Annotated in this window: 16 protein-coding genes; all 16 read right to left on the bottom strand. The window is 47.1% G+C overall.

The features are described from left to right. Window positions 1-13: 13 nt before the first annotated feature. The gene (gene araA / locus NG346_RS11135; protein WP_154534689.1) at window positions 14-1,558 is read right to left on the bottom strand and encodes an L-arabinose isomerase; all 1,545 of its coding nucleotides are present in this window, start codon (window positions 1,556-1,558) and stop codon (window positions 14-16) included. Between the two features lie 53 nt (window positions 1,559-1,611). Then, window positions 1,612-2,310 (bottom strand): L-ribulose-5-phosphate 4-epimerase, encoded by a 699-nt coding sequence (locus NG346_RS11130; RefSeq protein ID WP_262280572.1) that lies wholly within the window; start codon window positions 2,308-2,310, stop codon window positions 1,612-1,614. 5 nt (window positions 2,311-2,315) lie between these two features. Further along, window positions 2,316-2,993, bottom strand: coding sequence for an NUDIX hydrolase (locus tag NG346_RS11125; RefSeq protein ID WP_262280573.1), 678 nt, complete (start codon window positions 2,991-2,993; stop codon window positions 2,316-2,318). Between the two features lie 12 nt (window positions 2,994-3,005). Continuing rightward, complete coding sequence (locus NG346_RS11120; protein WP_154534692.1) at window positions 3,006-4,739, bottom strand: sodium:solute symporter; 1,734 nt, start codon at window positions 4,737-4,739, stop codon at window positions 3,006-3,008. Window positions 4,740-4,775: 36 nt separating this feature from the next. Beyond that, on the bottom strand, window positions 4,776-5,969 hold the full coding sequence (locus tag NG346_RS11115; protein ID WP_262280574.1) for an aldose epimerase family protein: 1,194 nt from the start codon (window positions 5,967-5,969) through the stop codon (window positions 4,776-4,778). Between the two features lie 791 nt (window positions 5,970-6,760). After that, window positions 6,761-7,921: a galactokinase gene (gene galK, locus NG346_RS11110; protein WP_262280575.1), complete on the bottom strand. Its 1,161-nt coding sequence runs from the start codon at window positions 7,919-7,921 to the stop codon at window positions 6,761-6,763. Between the two features lie 81 nt (window positions 7,922-8,002). Continuing rightward, the gene (locus NG346_RS11105) at window positions 8,003-9,241 is read right to left on the bottom strand and encodes an MFS transporter (protein ID WP_262280576.1); all 1,239 of its coding nucleotides are present in this window, start codon (window positions 9,239-9,241) and stop codon (window positions 8,003-8,005) included. A gap of 119 nt (window positions 9,242-9,360) precedes the next feature. Next, entirely contained in the window at window positions 9,361-10,449 is a 1,089-nt protein-coding gene (locus tag NG346_RS11100; protein WP_262280577.1) for an aldose epimerase family protein, read from the bottom strand. Window positions 10,450-10,561: 112 nt separating this feature from the next. Further along, the gene (locus NG346_RS11095; protein ID WP_262280578.1) at window positions 10,562-11,851 is read right to left on the bottom strand and encodes a bifunctional folylpolyglutamate synthase/dihydrofolate synthase; all 1,290 of its coding nucleotides are present in this window, start codon (window positions 11,849-11,851) and stop codon (window positions 10,562-10,564) included. Between the two features lie 52 nt (window positions 11,852-11,903). After that, window positions 11,904-13,070 (bottom strand): molecular chaperone DnaJ, encoded by a 1,167-nt coding sequence (gene dnaJ, locus NG346_RS11090; RefSeq protein WP_262280579.1) that lies wholly within the window; start codon window positions 13,068-13,070, stop codon window positions 11,904-11,906. Window positions 13,071-13,100: 30 nt separating this feature from the next. Beyond that, window positions 13,101-13,754 (bottom strand): nucleotide exchange factor GrpE, encoded by a 654-nt coding sequence (locus tag NG346_RS11085; protein ID WP_262280580.1) that lies wholly within the window; start codon window positions 13,752-13,754, stop codon window positions 13,101-13,103. Window positions 13,755-13,816: 62 nt separating this feature from the next. Continuing rightward, entirely contained in the window at window positions 13,817-15,445 is a 1,629-nt protein-coding gene (locus NG346_RS11080) for an ABC-F family ATP-binding cassette domain-containing protein (RefSeq protein ID WP_262280581.1), read from the bottom strand. A 245-nt stretch (window positions 15,446-15,690) separates the two neighbouring features. Beyond that, window positions 15,691-16,962 carry a zinc ribbon domain-containing protein gene (locus NG346_RS11075; protein WP_262280582.1) on the bottom strand — a complete coding sequence of 424 codons (1,272 nt, stop codon included), beginning with the start codon at window positions 16,960-16,962 and terminating at the stop codon, window positions 15,691-15,693. Window positions 16,963-17,010: 48 nt separating this feature from the next. Then, entirely contained in the window at window positions 17,011-17,700 is a 690-nt protein-coding gene (locus NG346_RS11070; protein ID WP_262280583.1) for a glycoside hydrolase family 25 protein, read from the bottom strand. 113 nt (window positions 17,701-17,813) lie between these two features. Further along, entirely contained in the window at window positions 17,814-18,605 is a 792-nt protein-coding gene (locus NG346_RS11065) for a hypothetical protein (RefSeq protein WP_262280584.1), read from the bottom strand. 12 nt (window positions 18,606-18,617) lie between these two features. Beyond that, window positions 18,618-19,907 (bottom strand): Na+/H+ antiporter NhaC family protein, encoded by a 1,290-nt coding sequence (locus NG346_RS11060; RefSeq protein ID WP_396266819.1) that lies wholly within the window; start codon window positions 19,905-19,907, stop codon window positions 18,618-18,620. Window positions 19,908-20,131: the final 224 nt, after the last annotated feature.

Below are 20,131 nucleotides of genomic sequence, written 5' to 3'. Positions count from 1 at the left end.
TTATAGGTTTCAATTAGCGGAGAGCCTTGTTCAGCATATAGTACATCTCGTTCCAGCGGAGCTCTTTGCGGAACTGCTCGTAGTCGGTGTCCTTGTTGATGATACAAGCCTCCATGTCGGCGATCTCAGCAAAGTCACGCCAATACTCGTCGGTCAGACCGAAACTGAAGCAGGAGTGGTGTGTTCCGCCGGCATTCATCCAGCAGCCTACACCCACCTCAAATGTGGGCTCAGGAATCCACAGAGCAGATGCTACTGGAAGCTTCGGCAGTGGCTGGCTCTTGATGAGGTTGACATCGTTGGCGATCAGGCGGAAGCGGTTGCCCATATCTACGACAGTGGCTGTGACGCCATGACCTTGCTTGGCTGTGAAGACAAGACGGGCTGTAGGAGTCTTGCGCACACCGATGCCGAGGAAGTGAACCTCCAGCCGTGGCTTCTCCTCTGCGATATCCGGATTGACCTCGAGCATGTGAGACTCCAGGATAGAGGTGTTGTCACCATCGAAGTTGAGTGTGTAGTCCTCCAGGAATGAGGTGCCACCTTCCAAACCTTGGCTCATGAACCATGTGGTGCGATAGAGACAGGCACTCTTCCAGTCACCCTCTGCGCCGAAGCCATAGCCGTCGTGCATCAGACGCTGAGAAGCCAAGCCCGGAATCTGGTCGAAGCCACGACCGGTCTCTTCCACGTTGACATCGCCTAAGTCGTCGAAGTTGGTGGTGAAGCCCTTGGCGCCATAAGCCTTCAATACGGCACGAAGTGTCAATTCTGCCTTGGCAGAGTTCCAGATCTTCTTGTACTCGACACTCTTCTCGTCCTTCAGGGCATCTGCCACAGCATATTCCTTGAAGTAGACATCATGTACAAGGGCATCGACATCTTCGTCTTTTACCTTGTCGAAATACTCCATGACTGTAGAGAACTGCACGTAGTCGACGTGATAGCCCAGTACCTGCTCAAAAGCAACCTTGTCACCGTCGGTCACAGCGACGTTGTTCATCTGGTCACCGAAACGGATGATGAGGCAATCCTGAGCATCAGCAACTCCGGCGCAGACACGCTCCCAAACAGCGATATGCTTGAGTGTCTTCTCGTCTTTCCAGTAGCCGATGACAGTCTTACGAGGCTTGCGCAGACGAGAAAGGATATGAGCGAACTCGCGGTCGCCGTGAGCACTCTGATTGAGGTTCATAAAATCCATGTCGATGGTATTCCATGGAATCTTTTCGTTGTACTGAGTATGTAAGTGGAGGAGGGGCTTGCGAAGGATCTGCATGCCCTTGATCCACATCTTTGCGGGAGAGAAGGTGTGCATCCAGCAGATGACACCAATACATTTGTTGTCAACGTTGGCGCGGGCCATGACATCTGCCACTTCTTTTGAGCTGTTGGCAGTACCAGCATATACAACCTTGACGGGTAGCAGGCCTGAGTTGTTCATTCCTTCTACCATCTCTTTAGAGTGTCCGTCTACTTGTTTGACAGCGTCGCCTCCGTAAAGAAGCTGTGCACCTGTGACAAACCAGATCTCGAAATCATTAAATGCTTTTTCCATGATGATTGTTTGGTTGATATGTTTTTAATATAATTTGAATGTGGATATACTCATTATTTCTTTTTCTGTCCATAGTAGGCGTTGGGACCGTGCTTACGGGAGAAATGCTTCTCCACGAGCAATGGATTCATCTTGGTCTGTGGATTCACAGAGAAAGAGACGAAAGCCATCTTGGCAACTTGCTCAGCAACGACGGCATGATAGACAGCCTCGTCAGGATCCTTGCCCCAGGTGAAGGGGCCATGGTTCTTGACAAGAACGCCCGGAGTATGCACATAGTTGATATGGTCTTTCTTGAACTTATCTACGATTACAACACCCGTGTTGTACTCATATTCATCCATCTGATCCTTTGTCATGTCATCCGTACATGGGATGGCATCGTGGAAATAATCAGCGTGTGTCGTACCGATATTGGGAATGTCGCATCCTGCCTGTGCCCAAGCCGTAGCGTAGGTGGAGTGGGTGTGTACCACACCACCGATCTCTGGGAAGTTGCGATAGAGGACGAGATGAGTGGGAGTATCCGATGATGGATTCAGATCGCCTTCCACTACTTTTCCGGTCTGCAAGTCCACGACAACCATATCGCTGGCTTTCATGGTGTCGTAGCTGACACCGGACGGTTTGATGACGACGAGACCTTTCTCGCGGTCAATACCAGAGACATTGCCCCAGGTGAAGAGTACCAACTGATGCTTTACCAAATCGAGGTTGGCACGATATACTTTTTCTTTTAATTCTTCTAACATGATAGTTATAACTTAAATTCTGGATCTTCGTCATACGCTTTGCTGTTGAACCGATAGAGTGCAGCGCCGCGTTTGGAGGTCAGTTTGTCTATTTTGTCGGTTTTCTCAATGAAATCGATTTGTTTGATACGCTTGCGGAAGTTGCGCTTGTCGATTTCTGTGCCCAAGATGGCTTCATAGACATGCTGCAACTGTGTCAAGGTAAACAACTCCGGCAGGAGGTTGAAACTCAGTGGCTCTGTGTTGATGTGACGCCGCAGCATCGCCAGGGCATCCCTTACCATGATATTATGGTCGGAATAGAGCCTCGGCATATTTTCCACCGGCACCCATTCGAGCCCATATCTCTCACGGAGAGAATCATCATAGTCCTTCACGTTGATCAGTGCGCAATAGGCTACGGAAATGACACGTTCTCCCGGATCACGGTCTATGGCTCCGAAGGCTCCTACCTGCCGCATATAGAGTTCTTGTAAGCCTGTGAGATCTTGCAGAACTCTCTGGGCAGCTTCGGTCAGACTTTCCTGAGGTCCGACGAAGCCGCCGTAGAGTGACCATTCGCCTCGGCCTGGATCCATCTGTCGCTTGCCGATAAGCAACTTCAGCTTGTCTTCCTCGAAACCGAAGACAATGCAGTCGACCGAGACCCAAACTTTGGAGTGTTCACTATAAAATCCTGTCATGGGTATTGGGGATTAGAAGAAATACCAATAGAAGGCACCGCAGAGTGCAATCACGCCCAAAGTGGCAATGATATCTCCTGTGCTCCAACTGTCACGGATCTGCTTGCGGTATTCCGGTGTGAATGTGATAGCGGCAATTTGCTCCTGAGAGGGTGCCTTGGTGAACATGGAGATGACAAACATCATCACAATGATGAACACCAGCAACCAGCACTCAAAGATCAGCCAGTTGGTCTGCCAGAACCATGCGGTGTTCTCCCAGAAAGCACCTGTCATTGCGGCATCGCCGTTATGAGTAATGACATTGGTGACGAGACGGAGCATACCGATCACGAAACCACCGATAAGTCCCCACTGTCCTGCCATAGGAGTGATCTTCTTGGAGAAAATACCGAGAGAGAACACGGCTACCATGGCTGGTGCCAGCAATGACTGGATGTTCTGCAGATAGCTGTAGAGAGTATCCATACTCATCATGATTGGCATCCAAGCCAAGCCCAGGAGTACGACAGCGACGGTAGCCAAACGACCGACGAGCACATAGTGAGCCTCGCTCTTGCCGGCACGCAACGGCTTATAGAAGTCCTCGGTGAACAAAGTCGCACAAGAGTTGAAGAAGGCAGCAAGTGAAGTAACCAAAGCACTGATGAAGCCGATGGTCACGATGCCTTTCACTCCAGCAGGAAGCACATCTTTTACCATCAGGGCAAAGGCAGCGTCGGTGTTGTTCATTACTAAACCATATTTAGCAGGATTAGCAGCCAGAGCGGCAGCAATCATACCAGGTATCAAGAACATGAAGACAGGCAGAAGCTTGAAGTAGCCTGCACAAATAGTACCACGACGCGCACGCTTCATCACGACGGTGTTGTCCTCACCTTTGGTCTGTCCCAGCACACGTTGTACGATATGCTGGTCGGTGCACCAATACCAGAATCCGATGATGGATGCTCCAATGAAGACGACGAAACCAGGATATTCGTGATACATAGGATCGCCCTCACTCCAGTGGAACATGTGTGTGGTGCCGTAGCCATTGTGAAGATGGCTGCAATAGGTCATCATGTTGCTCCAACCCTGAGTGATGCTTCCGTCGCCCAGTGTAGCCAAGCCAAGGAAGAGTACAAGGAAAGAACCGATGATTAGGATTGGAGTCTGGATGGCAGACATTGTCATCACGCCCTTCATGCCACCGAAGATGGTAAAGACGGCTGTGATAAAGATCAGTCCCAGGGCACCATACCAGAAGGGAATGCCAAGCAAGTACTCAAAGAAAATACCACCTGTGAAGGCTGTTACACTCACTTTGGTGAGCACGTATGCCACCAGTGTGATGATGCTCAGCCAAGAGCCGGTAGCCTTGGTATAGCGGAATTTAAGGAATTCCGGCATCGTAATGATTCTTCCCAATTTGTTGTTGAGCAACTGATAGAAAGGTACGAAGAGCCAGCCCAGGATGAGGATCATCCAGCCTTGCATCTCCCAGTGGGCCATGCCCACACCATCCTTTGCACCGGTACCTGCCAAACCGACAAGGTGCTCCGAGCCGATGTTCGCAGCGAAGATAGCTGCACCGATTACCCACCAGGGCTCGCCTTTGCCGAAGAGGTAGTCCTGGCTGTCAGCACCCTTCATCTTGCGCTTGTCTTTGATGATACTTCTGTAGACGGCGATTGCCACTAAGCCTATACCAATGGCAAGAACCACCCAGTCAAGCCAAATAAATTCTTTTGCGTTCCAGTTCATAGTTTTGTTTTTAGTATTGTTTGTTATGAGAATCGGTTATTTCTTCACAGAAAATTTATATACGAGGTGACTGTAGTAAGTCTGTCCCGGTTTGAGGAATGGATTAGAAATCTCCCAGCCTTTGGTCTTTTGGTTGATCTTGGTAGGACTGTCGGGATATTTCTGGCTTTCAAAGCAGACGCTGACATGCTTCGGATACTTGATACCGTGTTTGCAAGGAATGCCTGTACCCTGGAAATTACCGGTGTAGACTTGCAGTCCCGGCTCATTGGTAAACACCTCAAGCAGAATGCCGGTCTTGGGTGAGAAGAGGCTTGCAGCTACCTGCGTATCATCGCCTTTACCATTTTTGAAAGTATTCAGGCACCAGTTATGATCGTAGCCTGTGGCATTGTGGATTTGGTCGAAAGTAGTATCGGTGATGGTCTCCTGAATAGCGTGGGGCTTACGGAAGTCCATCGGGGTACCGGTCACATCGCGGATCTCACCCGTCGGGATGTATTTAGCGTCAGAAGGGGTGAACTTGTCGGCATTGATGTACATAACCTCATCTGTGCCAACCTTAGAAGGATCGCCATTAAGATTGAAATAGGAGTGGTTGGTCATGTTGATGACCGTCTCCTTGTCAGTAGTTGCCTTGAAAGTGATGTCGAGTGTGTTGTTACTCTTCACAAGGTAGGTGGCAGTTGCTTTCACAGTTCCGGGGAAGCCATTCTCACCGTCAGGGGCCGTGATGGCGAAGGTCACACTGCTGTCGGTCTTTGCCTGCACATTATATATTTGATGGAGCCATCCGGTGTTGCCACCACCATGGAGTGTGTTCTCATTGTCGTTGGCACGAAGCTTATAGACTTTGCCGCCTACAGTGATTTGTGCATTCTTGATGCGGTTGGCATAGCGGCCAACACTGGAACCATAGTCGGAGGGACTGTTCAATGTATCAGCATACTGGCGGATATTGTCATAGCCGAGCACTACGTCTGTAGGCTTGCCTTCTTTATCCGGGACACAGAGAGAAACGACACGACCTCCGTAGTTGGTCAGGCAAACTTCCATGCCGTTGTTGTTCTTCAAAGTGATGAGTTCTACCTTCTTTCCATTCAATGTGGTGTCAAAGGCTGCCGGATCAAGACCGGATACGGTACGGCTGGCGGTTTGGTTGCCGGCACATGATGCAAGTGCCAGCAGGCAACCTCCTGCGATACCTAAGTAGTTTTTGATATTTCCCATGTTTGTCTATAGTTATTTGGTTTTATTGGTGGTAAAGTTACAACATTTTTTTGTAAGTCGTATCACATTCAATGTGAAATTTCTGAAAAATAGTACTTTTTACACTTTTAAAGCGAGATTGGGGCGTATTTACTCCATTATCAGTGTGATTTAAACTCGATTTCTGCTTACTTGCGTATCTTTTTTGTGGTAGGTGTGTACTACTCATAAGTTTACTATTGTGTCTATGATGTTGTTGTATTAAAGAGCTACTCGGCTCATCAGATAAGCACCTATGAGGATGATTACCTGTATTATATTGCATCGAACTTTAGGAAAAAGTCATGTATTGTCGGGTAAACTGTCAATTTTGCGTGCCAATGTTCGCGATTTTCCAAACAAACTTGTCCTTGACGCCAAATTTACGAGTTTTTGATGATTTTTTATAATATGTTGATTATCAATATTATATATAAGTCGCTACATTTTTACCCCTTCCATTTCAGTAGTTTTGTCTCGACATCTCAGTTGTTTTACCTTGTCATCTCAGTTGTTTTACCTTGTCATCTCAGTGTTCTGATCATATAAAACAACTATTTTCTTACTGTCAACTCACTGTTTTCATCAGGAGCAACTGCAAAAATGGGGCTTCCGATGTGGTTCTTGTTCTCTTGCTTCACAGTGTTTGCTCTATAAGCGGTCGTCTTTGTGAAGTTGTTTTGTAAGAGAGTTTGATAAATTAAGAGTAAAATGACAAAAAAAAGCCTTCTGCCGAAAATGGCAGAAGGCTCGATATTGTGTTGATGATGAACTTAGCAAATCTTGCGTGAGCCGTCGCCGATCACTACATCAATGACGACGGGCTCGTGGCCGTATGCAGCTTTGAAGTTCTCCTTGGCTGTAGCGATGAATTTGTCATAGACCTCGTCTTTGACAAGATTGATCGTGCAGCCACCAAAGCCACCACCCATGATACGGCTGCCGGTGACACCACACTTTTTGGCAACGTTGTTGAGGAAGTCAAGCTCTTCGCACGACACTTCATACTCTTTGCTGAGCCCGTAGTGGGTCTCGTACATTTTCTGTCCGACGGTCTCATAGTCGCCTGCTTGCAGGGCATCGCAGACAGCCAGCACACGGTCTTTCTCGCCCAATACGAAATGAGCGCGCTTGTAGTCCTCTGCACTAACCTTGTCCTTCACAGCCTCCAGTTCATCCCAATTGGCATCGCGCAGAGTCTCGAACTTCTTGTCGGGGAACTGCTGTCCGAGGGCCTTGACAACATTCTCACAGGAGTTGCGACGGTCGTTGTAGGGGGATCCTTTCAGCTCGTGCTTTACTTTGGAATTGAGAAGTACAAGCTTGTAGCCCTTAGGTTCCCAAGGGAAGTACTCAAACTCACGGCTGCGGCAGTCCAGGCGCATGAGCTTGCCTTTCTTTCCGAAGACAGAAGCAAATTGGTCCATGATACCGCAGTTTACACCTATATATTTGTGCTCTGTAGCCTGACCAGCCAAGACGAGGTCCCATTTAGAAACCTTGTTGTCTCCGAAGAGGTCGTTGAGTGCAAAGGCAAAGCAACTCTCCAGAGCTGCACTGGAAGACATGCCTGCGCCCAATGGCACATCGCCTGCAAAAGCTGCATTGAAAGGTTTTACGTCTACACCCAATGCTCGCATCTCCTGCACGATACCGTAGATGTAGCGCGCCCATGTTGCTGACGGACCTTTAGGATCGTCAATGGTGAAATGAACCATATCCTTCAGGTCAATAGAATACACGTTGCAGGTCTTCTGGCCGTTAGGACGAATCTCAGCCATGATGCCCTGCTCAACAGCACCGGGGAAAACAAAGCCCCCGTTATAGTCGGTATGTTCGCCGATGAGGTTGATACGACCCGGGGAAGCATAGATGTTACCGGTCTTGCCATCGAAATGCTTCACGAAACGGCTTCTTACGAATTCTATATCCATATGATTCTTAAATTTAATAGTTATTGGATGAAATGATATTTGTTTTTGATTTTTTTGAAATCTCAAATCTTTATCTTATGCCTATTTGCTTAGTCCTATCTTGGAACCCAAGTTGCAGAACCAGAAAATATAAGCATAGAAAACAAACAGACAGCAAGTGGCGATGATCACACCGGCGGCGTCAACGATAGATCCCATCAACGGCATGAGCAGGGCTGCACCAATAACACCTGTGTTGATGACTCCGGTAGCGGCTTTGGTATGTGGTCCAAGCTCTTGAAGTCCAAGGTTGAAGATCAACGGCCACATGACGGAGTGGAACAATCCGGCAGCAAGCATAGCGTAGATGCCCACCATGCCTGGAAGAACAATCGACAGAGCAATGCAGAGAGCACCCAAACAGAGACATGCGCTCAGCAGTTTGCGAGGCTGGAACTTGGCCAAGATAGCTGCACCGACAAAACGTCCTACCATCATGCCTCCCCAATAGAATGCAAGGAAGGAGGTGGCTACAGATGCATAGTTGGATGCATATTCCGGCATGGCCTTGAACTTGTAGGGAAGCATAGAGGGTACACCGATTTCTACGCCCATATACATGAAGATGGCTAAAGCGCCCAGCCATACGTGAGGATACTTGAACACGCTGCTCTTATATTCGCGATGAACGCCGGCGTCTTCGGCCTGCTTTGCCTCATCAATGCGTGGCAATTTCAAAAATACCAAAATAAGGCAGATCACCAATGTGAAAATACCAAGACCCAGAAATGGACCCGGTACAGCGGATGGGGTAGGAGCTTGTCCACGTATGATCACATAAGTGATGAAAAGAGGAGCGAGTGTTGTTGCTACTGAGTTCAGAGCCTGGCTTAAAGTCATTCTGAATGCGCCTTTCTCTGGACTTCCAAGTACCATCACATAAGGGTTGGCAACATTCTGGAGCATAACTACGCCACAGGCTACAAGGCACATGCTTGCCAAGAAGACAACATAAACATTGGCTTGCGCTGCGATGGCTGATTGGATTCCAAAGGAGTTGATGACGAATCCGATACCTGCTACAGCTAAGCCGAGGATCAGTGTACCTTTGTATCCAATTTTGCTCATCAGCATGGCAAAAGGAATACTTAATAAGTAAGCACCGTAAAAGGCTGTATTGACATATTGGCCTTGCTGGGCAGTCAGGTCAAAAGCTTTGGAGCAAAAGGCGATCATCGAGTTGTTCATCGTTGTGATGAATCCAATGAGGAAGCACACGATGAAGACTACAATGAGTGCAAATGTATAGTTAGGATGTTGAGAAGTTGGTGTGTTGGTCATGATTTTAACTAATCAGATAATGGTTGATTCATTTCAAAAAGGATAGTAGAAAAGTTGCACAGTCTCATATTATTATAGTATGATATTCAGACATGTGCAACTTTTTACTGTCTCAAAATTTATTCTTCAATACCGAAGTGATAAATAGTGTGTTGTTTGTACTGCTCTCCTGCGTCAAGAACTACTGACGGGAAATAAGGATGGTTTGGCGTGTCGGGGAAGTGCTGGCATTCCAGACATACGGCAGAGCGACGAGGATAGGTGGCTCCATGGGTTCCCTTGATGCCTGCAAGGAAGTTGCCAGTATAGAGCTGCAATCCGGGCTCTGTGGTATACACTTCCATGGTACGGCCGCTAACAGGCTCTATGAGTCGGGCTGCAAAACTCATCTCGCCTTCCTCGTGCTTGTTGAGGACATAGTTGTGGTCAAAGCCGCTGCCATTCTTGATCTGTTCGTTGTCGGCATTGATGTCCTGACCGAAGGGCTTAGGTTTGCGGAAATCAAATGGTGTGCCTTCTACGAGGCGGATCTCACCTGTGGGAATAGATGTCTTGTCAATTGGCAAATAGTAATTTGCATTGATCTGGCAGATGACGTTGTCGATAGAAGGAGTTGGATTGGCAATACCGGCTAAAGCAAAGAAACCATGATTTGTTAAGTTGATAATAGTTTTCTTATTGGTGCATGCCAAGTAGTCGATGTGGAGAGAGTTGTCATCGTCCCAAGTGTAAACGACTGTAGTCTTCAACTCTCCGGTATAACCTTCCTCACCGTAGGCAGATACATAGTGGAGCACAAGTGTGTGGTCATTCATCAACTCTGGATCCCATACCTTGACATTGAAGCCTTCCTTGCCTCCGTGGAGTGAGTTGGGACCATCATTGACGGGTACCTCGTAGACTTTGCCGTGGAGTGTAAACTCACCCTTAGCGATGCGGTTGCCATATCGTCCGATGATACGGGAGAGATAAGGTTCCGGTGAGTTGATGACGTCATTGATGTTGTCGTGTCCCATGATGACATTGGCGCGGTTACCATTTTTGTCTGGAACCATGATGGCCACGATAGCACCTCCAAAATTGGTGATAGCAACCTCATTGCCTTGGGCGTTCTTTAACACGAAGAGATCTGTCTTCTTCCCGTTCACAGTGGTCTGAAAGTCTTCACGCTTCAGGCCACAGATATTTTCCGTTGCTGTGTTTGTCATATCAACAAGTTTTTAGTTACGTTCTAATATTGTCTTATTTCTTTTTTGCAAAGTAACTAAAAATATGCGATAAAAGCAAGACAAACGACGATAAAATACCATTATTATTGTGTTAAAAATGCTTTATCGACAAGAAATCGGCCACAATATAGCTTGATCCGCCTACGAAAATGAAGTCGTCTTCTGATGCGTCAGCCATCGCATGGCGAAAGGCGTTGGACACAGAACCGTAGTCCTTTCCATGCAGTTGGTGCTGATAGCCAAGATCTTTCACTTTGAAAGAAGGAATAGCGCGTCGTGAAGTGGCCTGAGCCCAATAGTATTCCGCGTTTTTCGGAAGTAGCGTCATCACGGAGGAAATATCCTTGTCATCAACCATACCGAAGACAATTCTTAGCTGTTTGCATGGAATGCTCTTGATTTGAGGAGCAAGATATTGCCATCCACCTACATTGTGTCCTGTGTCGCAAACGACTAAGGGGCGCTGGTTGATAATTTGCCATCTGCCTGTCAGACCAGTTGTCTCAGACACCGTGGAAAAACCTTTGTGGATTGCCTCAAAGGTGACACGAGTATCGTTTAGCTCACGTAGTGCACATAAAATGGTATTGGTGTTCTTCGTCTGATAGTCTCCGCCAAGTTCTCCGTGGAAAGATCCGAAGTTGCGGGTAACATAATTGCGTCCGCTTTTTGCGTCATGACATGGCTCAGAGGAGATGACTTCTGGTAGATCTTCTGCAAAAGTGATAGGAGCATCTTCCTCCTTTGCTTTTGCTTCAAAGACAGGACGTGTCTCTGCACAGGTTTCTCCTATGACAACAGGAGTATGGGGCTTGATAATACCGGCTTTCTCTCCGGCAATCTTGGCCAAAGTGTTACCAAGAAATTGTGTGTGGTCGAAACTGATATTCGTGATGATGGACAATTCTGGTTGAATGATATTGGTACAATCAAGACGTCCGCCAAGTCCTACTTCAATAACGGCGATGTCGACTTTCTGCTCTTGGAAATAGAGAAAAGCCAAAGCTGTCGTCAACTCAAAGAACGAAGGGTGAAGGGGCTCGAAAAAGTGTCGTTCACTCTCTACGAAATTTATGACGCGTTGCTCGCTGATGGGTTTGCCGTTGACTCGAATGCGTTCACGGAAATCAACCAAGTGTGGAGACGTATAAAGACCGACGCGATAGCCAGCCTGCTGAAGAATAGATGCTAAAGTATGCGAGCATGATCCTTTGCCATTTGTGCCGGCAACATGGATCGTGCGGTAAGCTCTGTGGGGATGACCAAAGTGTTCATCCAATGCCAGAGAGTTCTCCAAACCTGCTTTATAGGCTGATGCTCCTACGTGCTCAAAGACAGGTGTACTATTAAATAGGTATTCAACGCATTCTTGATAAGTCATCGTCAAGGGATATAAAATAATCCCTCCCGTTGCCAGGAGGGATTGTTATGGATTAATTGAAATAACTTTTGAATTTCTCGAAGATGTTTTTCTTTGTTGACGTGTCGCCTTTGAAGTTCTCGCTGTCGCGTAATTCTTCAATAGCCTTACGCTCATCTTTCGATAACGTCTTAGGCACGTAGACACTCATGTTCACCACCAAGTCTCCGGTACCGGTACCATAGCCTTTCAAAGCGGGGAGTCCTTTACCTCTCAGTCGTGTACTCATGCCAGGCTGGGTGCCCGGGGCAATTTTCATCTTAATCTTGCTTCCACTGATTGTCGGAACTTCCACGTCGCCTCCCAGGGCTGCTGTTGGAAAGTCAAGAAGCAGATTATAGATAATGTCTTGCTTGTCTCTGATGAAAGTGCTGTCCTTCTCTTCCTCGATGAAAACTTGTATGTCACCATTGATGCCGTTGTGCGGAGCCGCATTACCCTTGCCATGGGCATTGAGAACCATACCGTCTTCAATGCCTGCCGGGATGTTGATTTCAACAACTTCCTCACCTTTGACGACACCGGATCCGTTGCATTCCTTACACTTGTCTTTGATGACAGTGCCTTCGCCATGACAAGTCGGACATTCACTCTGCGTGGTCATCATGCCAAACATGGAGCGCATGGTACGTTCGACAACACCGGAACCGTGACAAGTAGGACATGTCTCTGGCTTTGCGCCGTTGGCTGCACCTGTTCCATGACAAGCTGTACAAGTCACATCTTTCTTGACCTTGAACTTCTTCGTTACTCCGCTTGCAATATCTTGAAGAGAGAGTTTGACTTTTAGTCTCAGATCAGAGCCTCGGTAAACGCGTTGTTGCTGTCGCTGGCCGCCTCCACCGAAGCCGCCAAAACCTCCAAAGCCGGAATGGCCGCCAAAGATATCGCCGAACATAGAGAAGATGTCATCCATGTCCATGCCGCCGCCACTAAAGCCGCCAAAGCCGCCACCTTGTGGGCCGTCGAAACCAAACTGATCGTATTGTTGTCTTTTCTGAGGATCGTGCAATACCTCGTAGGCCTCGGCAGCTTCTTTGAATTTCTCTTCAGCTTCTTTGTTACCAGGATTACGGTCGGGATGATATTTGATGGCCAATTTGCGATAGGCCATCTTGATTTCATCTTCCGATGCGTCGCGGCTTACGCCAAGTACTTCGTAGTAATCTCTTTTTTCCATTGTCTTGTGTCTTGTCGATACCTCAACAAATTATTGTCCTACTGCTACTTTGGCGTGACGAATGACTTTGTCGTTCATGGTGTAGCCTGTCTGTACGCAGTCGATCACTTTGCCCTTCTTGTCATCTCCCATACCAGGGACCATAGCCACAGCCTCGTGGTAGTCGGTATTGAAGTCTTGGTCTTTGGTGTCGATTTTCTTCACACCGAGACTCTCCAGTGTCTTAACAAATTTGTTGAAGATCATCTGTACGCCTTCCTTTATGACTTTCGGGTCTTCACTCTTGTCCGCAATGGCTCGCTCAAAGTCATCGAGAACGGGCAGAATAGCAGTCACTGTCTTCACGCCACCATTAAGAATGAGATCGGCTTTCTCACGCAGCGTGCGTTTCTTATAATTGTCGAACTCTGCAGCTGTGCGGAGGTAGCGGTCTTTGAGCTCCTCTATTTCTTTTTGAGCCTCAGCCAAGGGATCTTTTTCTTCCTCTTTAGCTTGTGTGGTCTCCTTATTGTTATCGTGCTCGTTCTTGTCCTTATGATCTTCGGGAGTGCTATTCTCTTGCTCGTTTGAGTCAGCAGCAGCTGTTTTCTGCTTTTCGCTGTTGTGGCTCTCTTTGGCGACTTTGCTCTCAGCACCTTCTACTTTTATGTCTCTTTCGAGTTGATCTTTTTTCTTTTCTTCCATGGTAAAATGTTTTTTAATGAAAGCTTTGCAAAAAATGTGCCGAATGGACATATACTGCCATTTTAAGCGTTTCCGCCGTACATTTTTGCCTTCTGCTCTTTGATGGCATCGTCGTGGATGTACTCATCGTATGGCATCAGCTTGTCGATCGTTCCACTTGGCGTGAGCTCGATGATACGGTTGGCTACCGTCTCGATAAACTCATGGTCGTGGCTGGAGAAAAGTACATTACCCTTGAACGAGACAAGGTTATTGTTGAAAGCCTGGATGCTCTCAAGGTCGAGGTGGTTGGTGGGCGTGTCGAGGATAAGACAGTTGGCGTTTTGTAGTTGCATTCTCGCAATCATGCAACGCATCTTCTCGCCTCCGGAGAGCACATTGACTTTCTTCTCGACTTCTTCCTGACGGAAAAGCATACGACCCAAGTAGGCTTTCATCGTCACCTCATTGCCAGTACCGTATTGGCTGAGCCAGTCGACAAGATTCAAATCTGACTGGAAGAATTTCGTATTGTCAAGTGGGAGATAGGCTGTGGTGATGGTCACACCCCACTTGTAGCTGCCTCCATCAGCTTGTCTGTTGCCATTGATGATCTCGAAGAGAGCGGTCATGGCTTTAGGATTGTGACTCAGGAAGACAACTTTCTGACCCTTCTCGATATTGAAGTTGACATTGTCAAAGAGAACGGTACCGTCTGCGTCTACTGCCTTCAGATTCTCTACTTCGAGGATCTGGTTACCGGGCTCACGGTCCATTTGGAAGATGATGCCAGGATATTTACGGCTGGATGGACGGATCTCCTCTACATTGAGTTTCTCCAACATCTTCTTACGCGAGGTCGTCTGCTTGCTCTTTGCCACATTGGCAGAGAAGCGGCGGATGAACTCTTCCAACTGCTTCTTCTTCTCTTCAGCCTTCATGCGTTGGTTCTGAGCCTGACGAAGAGCAAGCTGAGAGCTTTCGTACCAGAAACTGTAGTTGCCGGCGAAGACAGTTACTTTGCCGTAGTCGATGTCGATGGTCTGAGTGCTCACTGCGTCGAGGAAGTGACGGTCGTGGCTGACAACGAGCACCGTCTGATTCTCGTCGATATCGCCTAAGTAGTCTTCCAGCCACTCTACAGTGTCAAGGTCCAAGTCGTTGGTGGGCTCATCGAGGAGAAGGTTGTCCGGTTTGCCAAAGAGTGCCTTGGCCAACATGACGCGGACTTTCTCATTGTTGGATAGCTCTGACATCTGCTTTTGGTGAAGGCTTTCGTTGACGCCCAAGTTCTGAAGCAGTTGGGCTGCATTGCTTTCGGCCTCCCAGCCATTCATCTCTGCGAACTTTTCCTCAAGCTCTGCTGCGCGGTTACCGTCTTCGTCGGTCATCTCTGGCTTGGAATAGAGAGCCTCACGCTCTTTCATATTGTTCCAAAGAGCTTCATAACCCATCAGGACGGTGTTCATGACACTGAAGGCATCATATTTGAAGTGATCCTGCTCCAAAATAGAAAGGCGCTCGCCGGCTCCAAACTCTACAGAACCTTTATTGGGCTCAAGATCGCCACTGATAGCGCGAAGCAATGTTGACTTTCCTGCACCGTTGGCACCGATGACGCCATAAATATTACCACGGGTGAACTTGATGTTTACATCTTTATAAAGAACTCTCTTGCCAAACTGTATGGCAAGGTTTGTCAGTGTAATCATTTTATCTTTCGATTATTATTGTGGATGATCTATTATTCCTTGCAAAGATACAAAAATAATGTGACTTACTTGCTGATAATACGGAATTTAACAATTAGTCAGAAATGTGGTCACACAACGAAAACCTGTCTTTTTGTAAAATGATGCTTATGTATTTGCCAATGAAGAGGGGGATGATATATAAAAAAGAAGCTATCACCTTAAAGATGATAGCTTCTGTATGTTTACTATATGTATATACGCTGCTATTCCAATATCTTTGTCATCGACATGGATGAGATCAAGCCGTCTGGTCCAATGGTGGCCTTGATATTGAAGCGGGTGTTCACGGATGATCCATCTACTTTATCTACTTTTTGCACAGCAGAGAACGTAGCGTTATACTGGTATTCCTCGTCTCCTACTTCCTTCTTGCTAATTTTATAGTCGTTGTTGATATGCCAATTCATATTGGAGATATCATTTTTATAGATTTTGCTCAGGAAGACGGCAACATCAGCTCTTGTAGCGTCGGTCTTACCCAGGAAGTTGGACATGAGCGGTGCCACGGTGGCCGTCAAACCATCTTCATTCTTAGCGTTGATAGCCTGGAAGAAATGACGGAAGACAGCACGGACCATCGTCTTCTCCTCTGGCTGCACGGTCTTGGCCTTGAGTGCTTTGAGTGCATTATTGGCCTGGTCTACGTACTCTCCATTGGCATGCTCACTGAGATAGGTAGAATAGGATTGTTCGGAATTGCCGTTTGTGGCGTCAATCCAGTCCAATGAGTCGATCTTGTGAAGTGCGTCTGCCTTGTGTTCAGAGTTGGGATGCTTAGTGAGATAATCCTCCAGGGCTGTACGTGACCCGCTAACTACAGCATTGGTCCAGTCAATGTCGGTCTGTTTTAAGCTCTCAAGTCGGGCCTCTACAGAGTCCCGATGGGCTTCCGGAGCATCTGGGTTGGTATCAAGGTAGGTCTGAAGCACCGTAGGGTCATCACTGTTCATGGCAAATTCGTAGGCTTCCTCTTCTTTAGAGTTCTTACTACTGTTATAGAAGTAGAAACAGATACCGCATGCAAGGACTGCGAGTACAAACGCAATAATGAGCGCACTGTGACTTTTTGGGGCTGCTTCTGGCTTTTGGCGATCAGAGGGCTTAGGAGACATTGTGTGCTGTGCATTTCTATCTTGTGTTTTTTGATAGCTGTTGCCTGTTCTTGGTGGAGTAGGAGGCTGTGACATCCGCCTTTCTGGCTGTGAACTTTCCGTTCTCTGTGCAGCCTCAATGCCCGATGATTGAGGTGCACCGTTGCTGTTTAGAGAAGTATTGCCAACATTTCCTTTTACCAGCGTCTCTCCCCGTGGAGTGAGATGATGGCAGTTGGGGCACATCTCCTGATCTTTGAAATAGATCTCCCCACATTGTGGGCATTTCACGATTTTACCAGCGATGGGTACGCCGCAGTTGGGACATGCCGGAGCTTTGTCGCTGATTTGCCGTCCACATTCGGGACATTTTATGATAGCCATAATAAAAGTATATTTAGTTTTAACGTTAAAATTCAGTCAGATGCTCGGTTATCGGTGTCGGAACCTGATTTCCCGGAGCTTGTGCTTTCCCATGAACCGGCTCTTGTCGACATATCCGTTGATGCCATTGAGATGTCCTTTACCAGTGTACTGCCACATGATATAGTCGAGATCGTCTTGGAGCACCGGAGTCCTCTTTGTGTATTGGGCGATCATCACTTTGTAGTCTCTCAGCCGTCCAAGGAGGTTGTGGTCATAGAAATTGGCTCCTGTGTAAATAAGAGGCTTTTGTTTATAGGCCTTTTCCATTAGATGGAGAAAGAGAAAGAGAGAGTCTTGAAATGCCTTTACGGAGAGTCCACTTCTCGTTTCTACATCCACCATAGGTATGAGATCTTGATCTCCTGGTCGACATTGCGTCTTGAAGTTCTCAAGCTGTGTTTGCTGGGGAATGTTAGGACGATAGAAATGATACGATCCAACTTTCAGTCCGTAGCGGTGGGCGAGGTCTATGTTTTGCTTGTATTTGCTGTCAATACGGCTTCCACCTTCTGTGGCTTTAAGATATACATAAGCCATTTTAGAAGTACCGATGGTCTCCCAAAACACGTTGCCTTGATAGTGACTCAAGTCAATACCGTGGATGTGACTGCATGTGTCTTCGCATTCCACATAGTTCTGAGCATGTAAGCTTATGGAAGCTAACAAAGTTATGATGCAAAGTATGAATCGATTCATATTTGCAAAATTAGCGAAAAGTTTCCTTATCGCGTATGACCTTATTTAATAATTATAAATAATTAAGAGCAACGATATGTTGTGGCATGTTCCTTCACGGTATTTCTGCTTGTCTATTCTTCTATTTCCTGCAGTGAGCGGACAAAATTATGGAAGAAGTTACTGACCGTCTCCAGTGGTGCATAGACAATATAGCAGAGGCTGCGTCGCAAGTTGCGTCGCAACAAAGAGGAGTTGTTTTGTAAAAATCCGGCTTTTCCTTGTCTGAAATGCCACTCTTCGGCAGTGTCGTTGACAGTGTGGTGTACTGAGCGCATGACGAGTTTATAAGCCGATGATTCCACGTGCTTCACAAAAGGCAATTCGGCTTGCTCGAATTGGAAGGCAGCCATGAGCATACTTCCCTGTAGCTGAGCCATACGCCGGATATGGAGTTTGCTGAGCCATTGCTCCAACTTCACGAAGTCCACTTTGTCTCCTTTTGTTCTCAAATAGCTGCCAAGTTGTATCAATCCACCGAGCATAATACCTTTATTGAGCATTAATGATACGTTGTTTACAATGATCTTCAACAGCTCCACAGCCTCAATGTTGGTGTTGATAGCGTGGCGCTCGTTGAAGATGATTTTTTTGAGGCGATAGTTGAGAAAAGGATTGCTCAACTGTGCTTGTTGTAATGGTAGCGTATATGCTGCCAGATCTTCTGTGAGCTCCTGGGGAATATTCATCATCTCGTCTTCCCGATATCTCGCTATACCCTTTGAAGCCGAAGCCTCCACATGTTGCGTATGAACCATCTGGAAGAGTCTTTGCCATTTGAAGGCCGACATCGGCTCTATAGGATCTTGCTCTTCGAGATAATCTGAAAGGATCAGCCGAAAGAAATTACGTGTGATGACATCCATTTCGCAAACATTTTAAGAGTACTGCTTGGGGAAACGAAAAGCGATGGAAAGAATACCCGCCACACCTAATGCCATTGGATAATAGAGATAGGGGAGTATCTGCATTGGACTGCAGTCGGCGAGTCCGGCTGCCAGAAGTATCTGTACGCCATAAGGCAGTAGTCCCTGTATGGTGCAAGAGAATGTGTCAAGAATGCTGGCATTCTTTCTGCTGTCGACACCGAAGCGGTCTCCTAATTTCTTCGCAATGTCGCCGATAGTCAGTATGGCAATCGTATTATTGGCAGTGCAGATGTTGACAAAGCTTACCAGGGCGGCCGTTGCAAACTCTGCACCTCGTTTAGTATGCACGCGAGAGGTGAACTTGTTGATGATGAAGTCTATGCCGCCGTTCTCTCTGATAATCTCCAACATTCCGCCAGCCATCATGGCCACGATGATCAGCTCTCCCATTCCGCTTATACCTTTTCCCATGGCGATGAGCCAGGCAAAAAAGTCATAGCTGCCGTCGATCATACCGATGAGACCACAGGCGAGAGAGCCGATGACGAGCACGGCCATCACATTCATACCTGTGATGGCCAATATGATGACCAATAGATAAGGTATTACTTTGATAATATTGACAGACGCAGTATGCGACGGTGCCGCGATTCCTTGTCCCAGGAATGTATAGATGATCAGCATGAGTATGGCGGCTGGTGTAGCGATGAGCACGTTGACACGGAACTTATCACTCATCTTGCAGCCTTGGGTTTGGGTGGCAACGACGGTGGTGTCTGAGATAAACGAGAGATTATCACCAAAGTATGCGCCGCCGACGATAACGGCGGTCAGCAAAGGCAGGCTGCTGCCAGTCTGTTGGGCAACACCGGCTGCTATTGGTACTAGTGCAACTACAGTGCCGACGCTTGTTCCTATTGCGGTAGAGATAAAGCATGCGGCCACAAACAAACCGGGAAGAACCAAGCTATGAGGTAAGACGCTCAGCGTAGCGCCCACCGTTGCATCAATGGCTCCCATACTCTTGGCCGAAGAGGCAAAAGCACCGGCTAGAACATATATCCAAAGCATCAGCATCAAGTTGTCGCTGCTGGCTCCACGGCTGAATATGCCGATGCGCTTCCGCAAAGGAAAGCCTCCGGAAATAGCGATAGCATAGATGCTGGCGATCATAAAGACCACAGTCATAGGCACTTTGTAGAAATCACCTGCAACAATGCTTAATACAAGATAGAGCAAGATGAAGACGATAAGTGGTGATAGGGCCAGCAATCCTTTTGCGTTTGTTTTGTTAATCATGCTCATAAATATTATATGAACGTTCGTTTTCTTATTTCAAAGTTGTGTGCGTCTATAAAAGTCCACGTTCTCCTTGCTAAGCAACTCTATCGGCATATAATTGACTCAAGTTTCGCAAGTAGATGATTATACTTAAAATTTAACAATTATTGCCAATAAAAAAGGCTTTAAGATTTGCCCAATTCGTTAAGAATTAGTAACTTAGTAATCGCCAAACAACTAAG

This window comes from Hallella absiana (assembly GCF_025457485.1).
In the GTDB taxonomy this organism is placed as follows: Bacteria; Bacteroidota; Bacteroidia; order Bacteroidales; family Bacteroidaceae; genus Prevotella; species Prevotella absiana.
The sequence above is the reverse complement of the archived record's forward strand: the minus strand, read 5'-3'. Positions and strand labels throughout refer to the sequence as shown.

What these genes read in the sequence shown, in the direction of transcription:
- araA (WP_154534689.1), bottom strand. Translation starts at nt 1,558, where the DNA reads ATGGAAAAAGCATTTAATGATTTCGAGATCTGGTTTGTCACAGGTGCA.
- NG346_RS11130 (WP_262280572.1), bottom strand. Translation starts at nt 2,310, where the DNA reads ATGTTAGAAGAATTAAAAGAAAAAGTATATCGTGCCAACCTCGATTTG.
- NG346_RS11125 (WP_262280573.1), bottom strand. Translation starts at nt 2,993, where the DNA reads ATGACAGGATTTTATAGTGAACACTCCAAAGTTTGGGTCTCGGTCGAC.
- NG346_RS11120 (WP_154534692.1), bottom strand. Translation starts at nt 4,739, where the DNA reads ATGAACTGGAACGCAAAAGAATTTATTTGGCTTGACTGGGTGGTTCTT.
- NG346_RS11115 (WP_262280574.1), bottom strand. Translation starts at nt 5,969, where the DNA reads ATGGGAAATATCAAAAACTACTTAGGTATCGCAGGAGGTTGCCTGCTG.
- galK (WP_262280575.1), bottom strand. Translation starts at nt 7,921, where the DNA reads ATGGATATAGAATTCGTAAGAAGCCGTTTCGTGAAGCATTTCGATGGC.
- NG346_RS11105 (WP_262280576.1), bottom strand. Translation starts at nt 9,241, where the DNA reads ATGACCAACACACCAACTTCTCAACATCCTAACTATACATTTGCACTC.
- NG346_RS11100 (WP_262280577.1), bottom strand. Translation starts at nt 10,449, where the DNA reads ATGACAAACACAGCAACGGAAAATATCTGTGGCCTGAAGCGTGAAGAC.
- NG346_RS11095 (WP_262280578.1), bottom strand. Translation starts at nt 11,851, where the DNA reads ATGACTTATCAAGAATGCGTTGAATACCTATTTAATAGTACACCTGTC.
- dnaJ (WP_262280579.1), bottom strand. Translation starts at nt 13,070, where the DNA reads ATGGAAAAAAGAGATTACTACGAAGTACTTGGCGTAAGCCGCGACGCA.
- NG346_RS11085 (WP_262280580.1), bottom strand. Translation starts at nt 13,754, where the DNA reads ATGGAAGAAAAGAAAAAAGATCAACTCGAAAGAGACATAAAAGTAGAA.
- NG346_RS11080 (WP_262280581.1), bottom strand. Translation starts at nt 15,445, where the DNA reads ATGATTACACTGACAAACCTTGCCATACAGTTTGGCAAGAGAGTTCTT.
- NG346_RS11075 (WP_262280582.1), bottom strand. Translation starts at nt 16,962, where the DNA reads ATGGCTATCATAAAATGTCCCGAATGTGGACGGCAAATCAGCGACAAA.
- NG346_RS11070 (WP_262280583.1), bottom strand. Translation starts at nt 17,700, where the DNA reads ATGAATCGATTCATACTTTGCATCATAACTTTGTTAGCTTCCATAAGC.
- NG346_RS11065 (WP_262280584.1), bottom strand. Translation starts at nt 18,605, where the DNA reads ATGGATGTCATCACACGTAATTTCTTTCGGCTGATCCTTTCAGATTAT.
- NG346_RS11060 (WP_396266819.1), bottom strand. Translation starts at nt 19,907, where the DNA reads ATGATTAACAAAACAAACGCAAAAGGATTGCTGGCCCTATCACCACTT.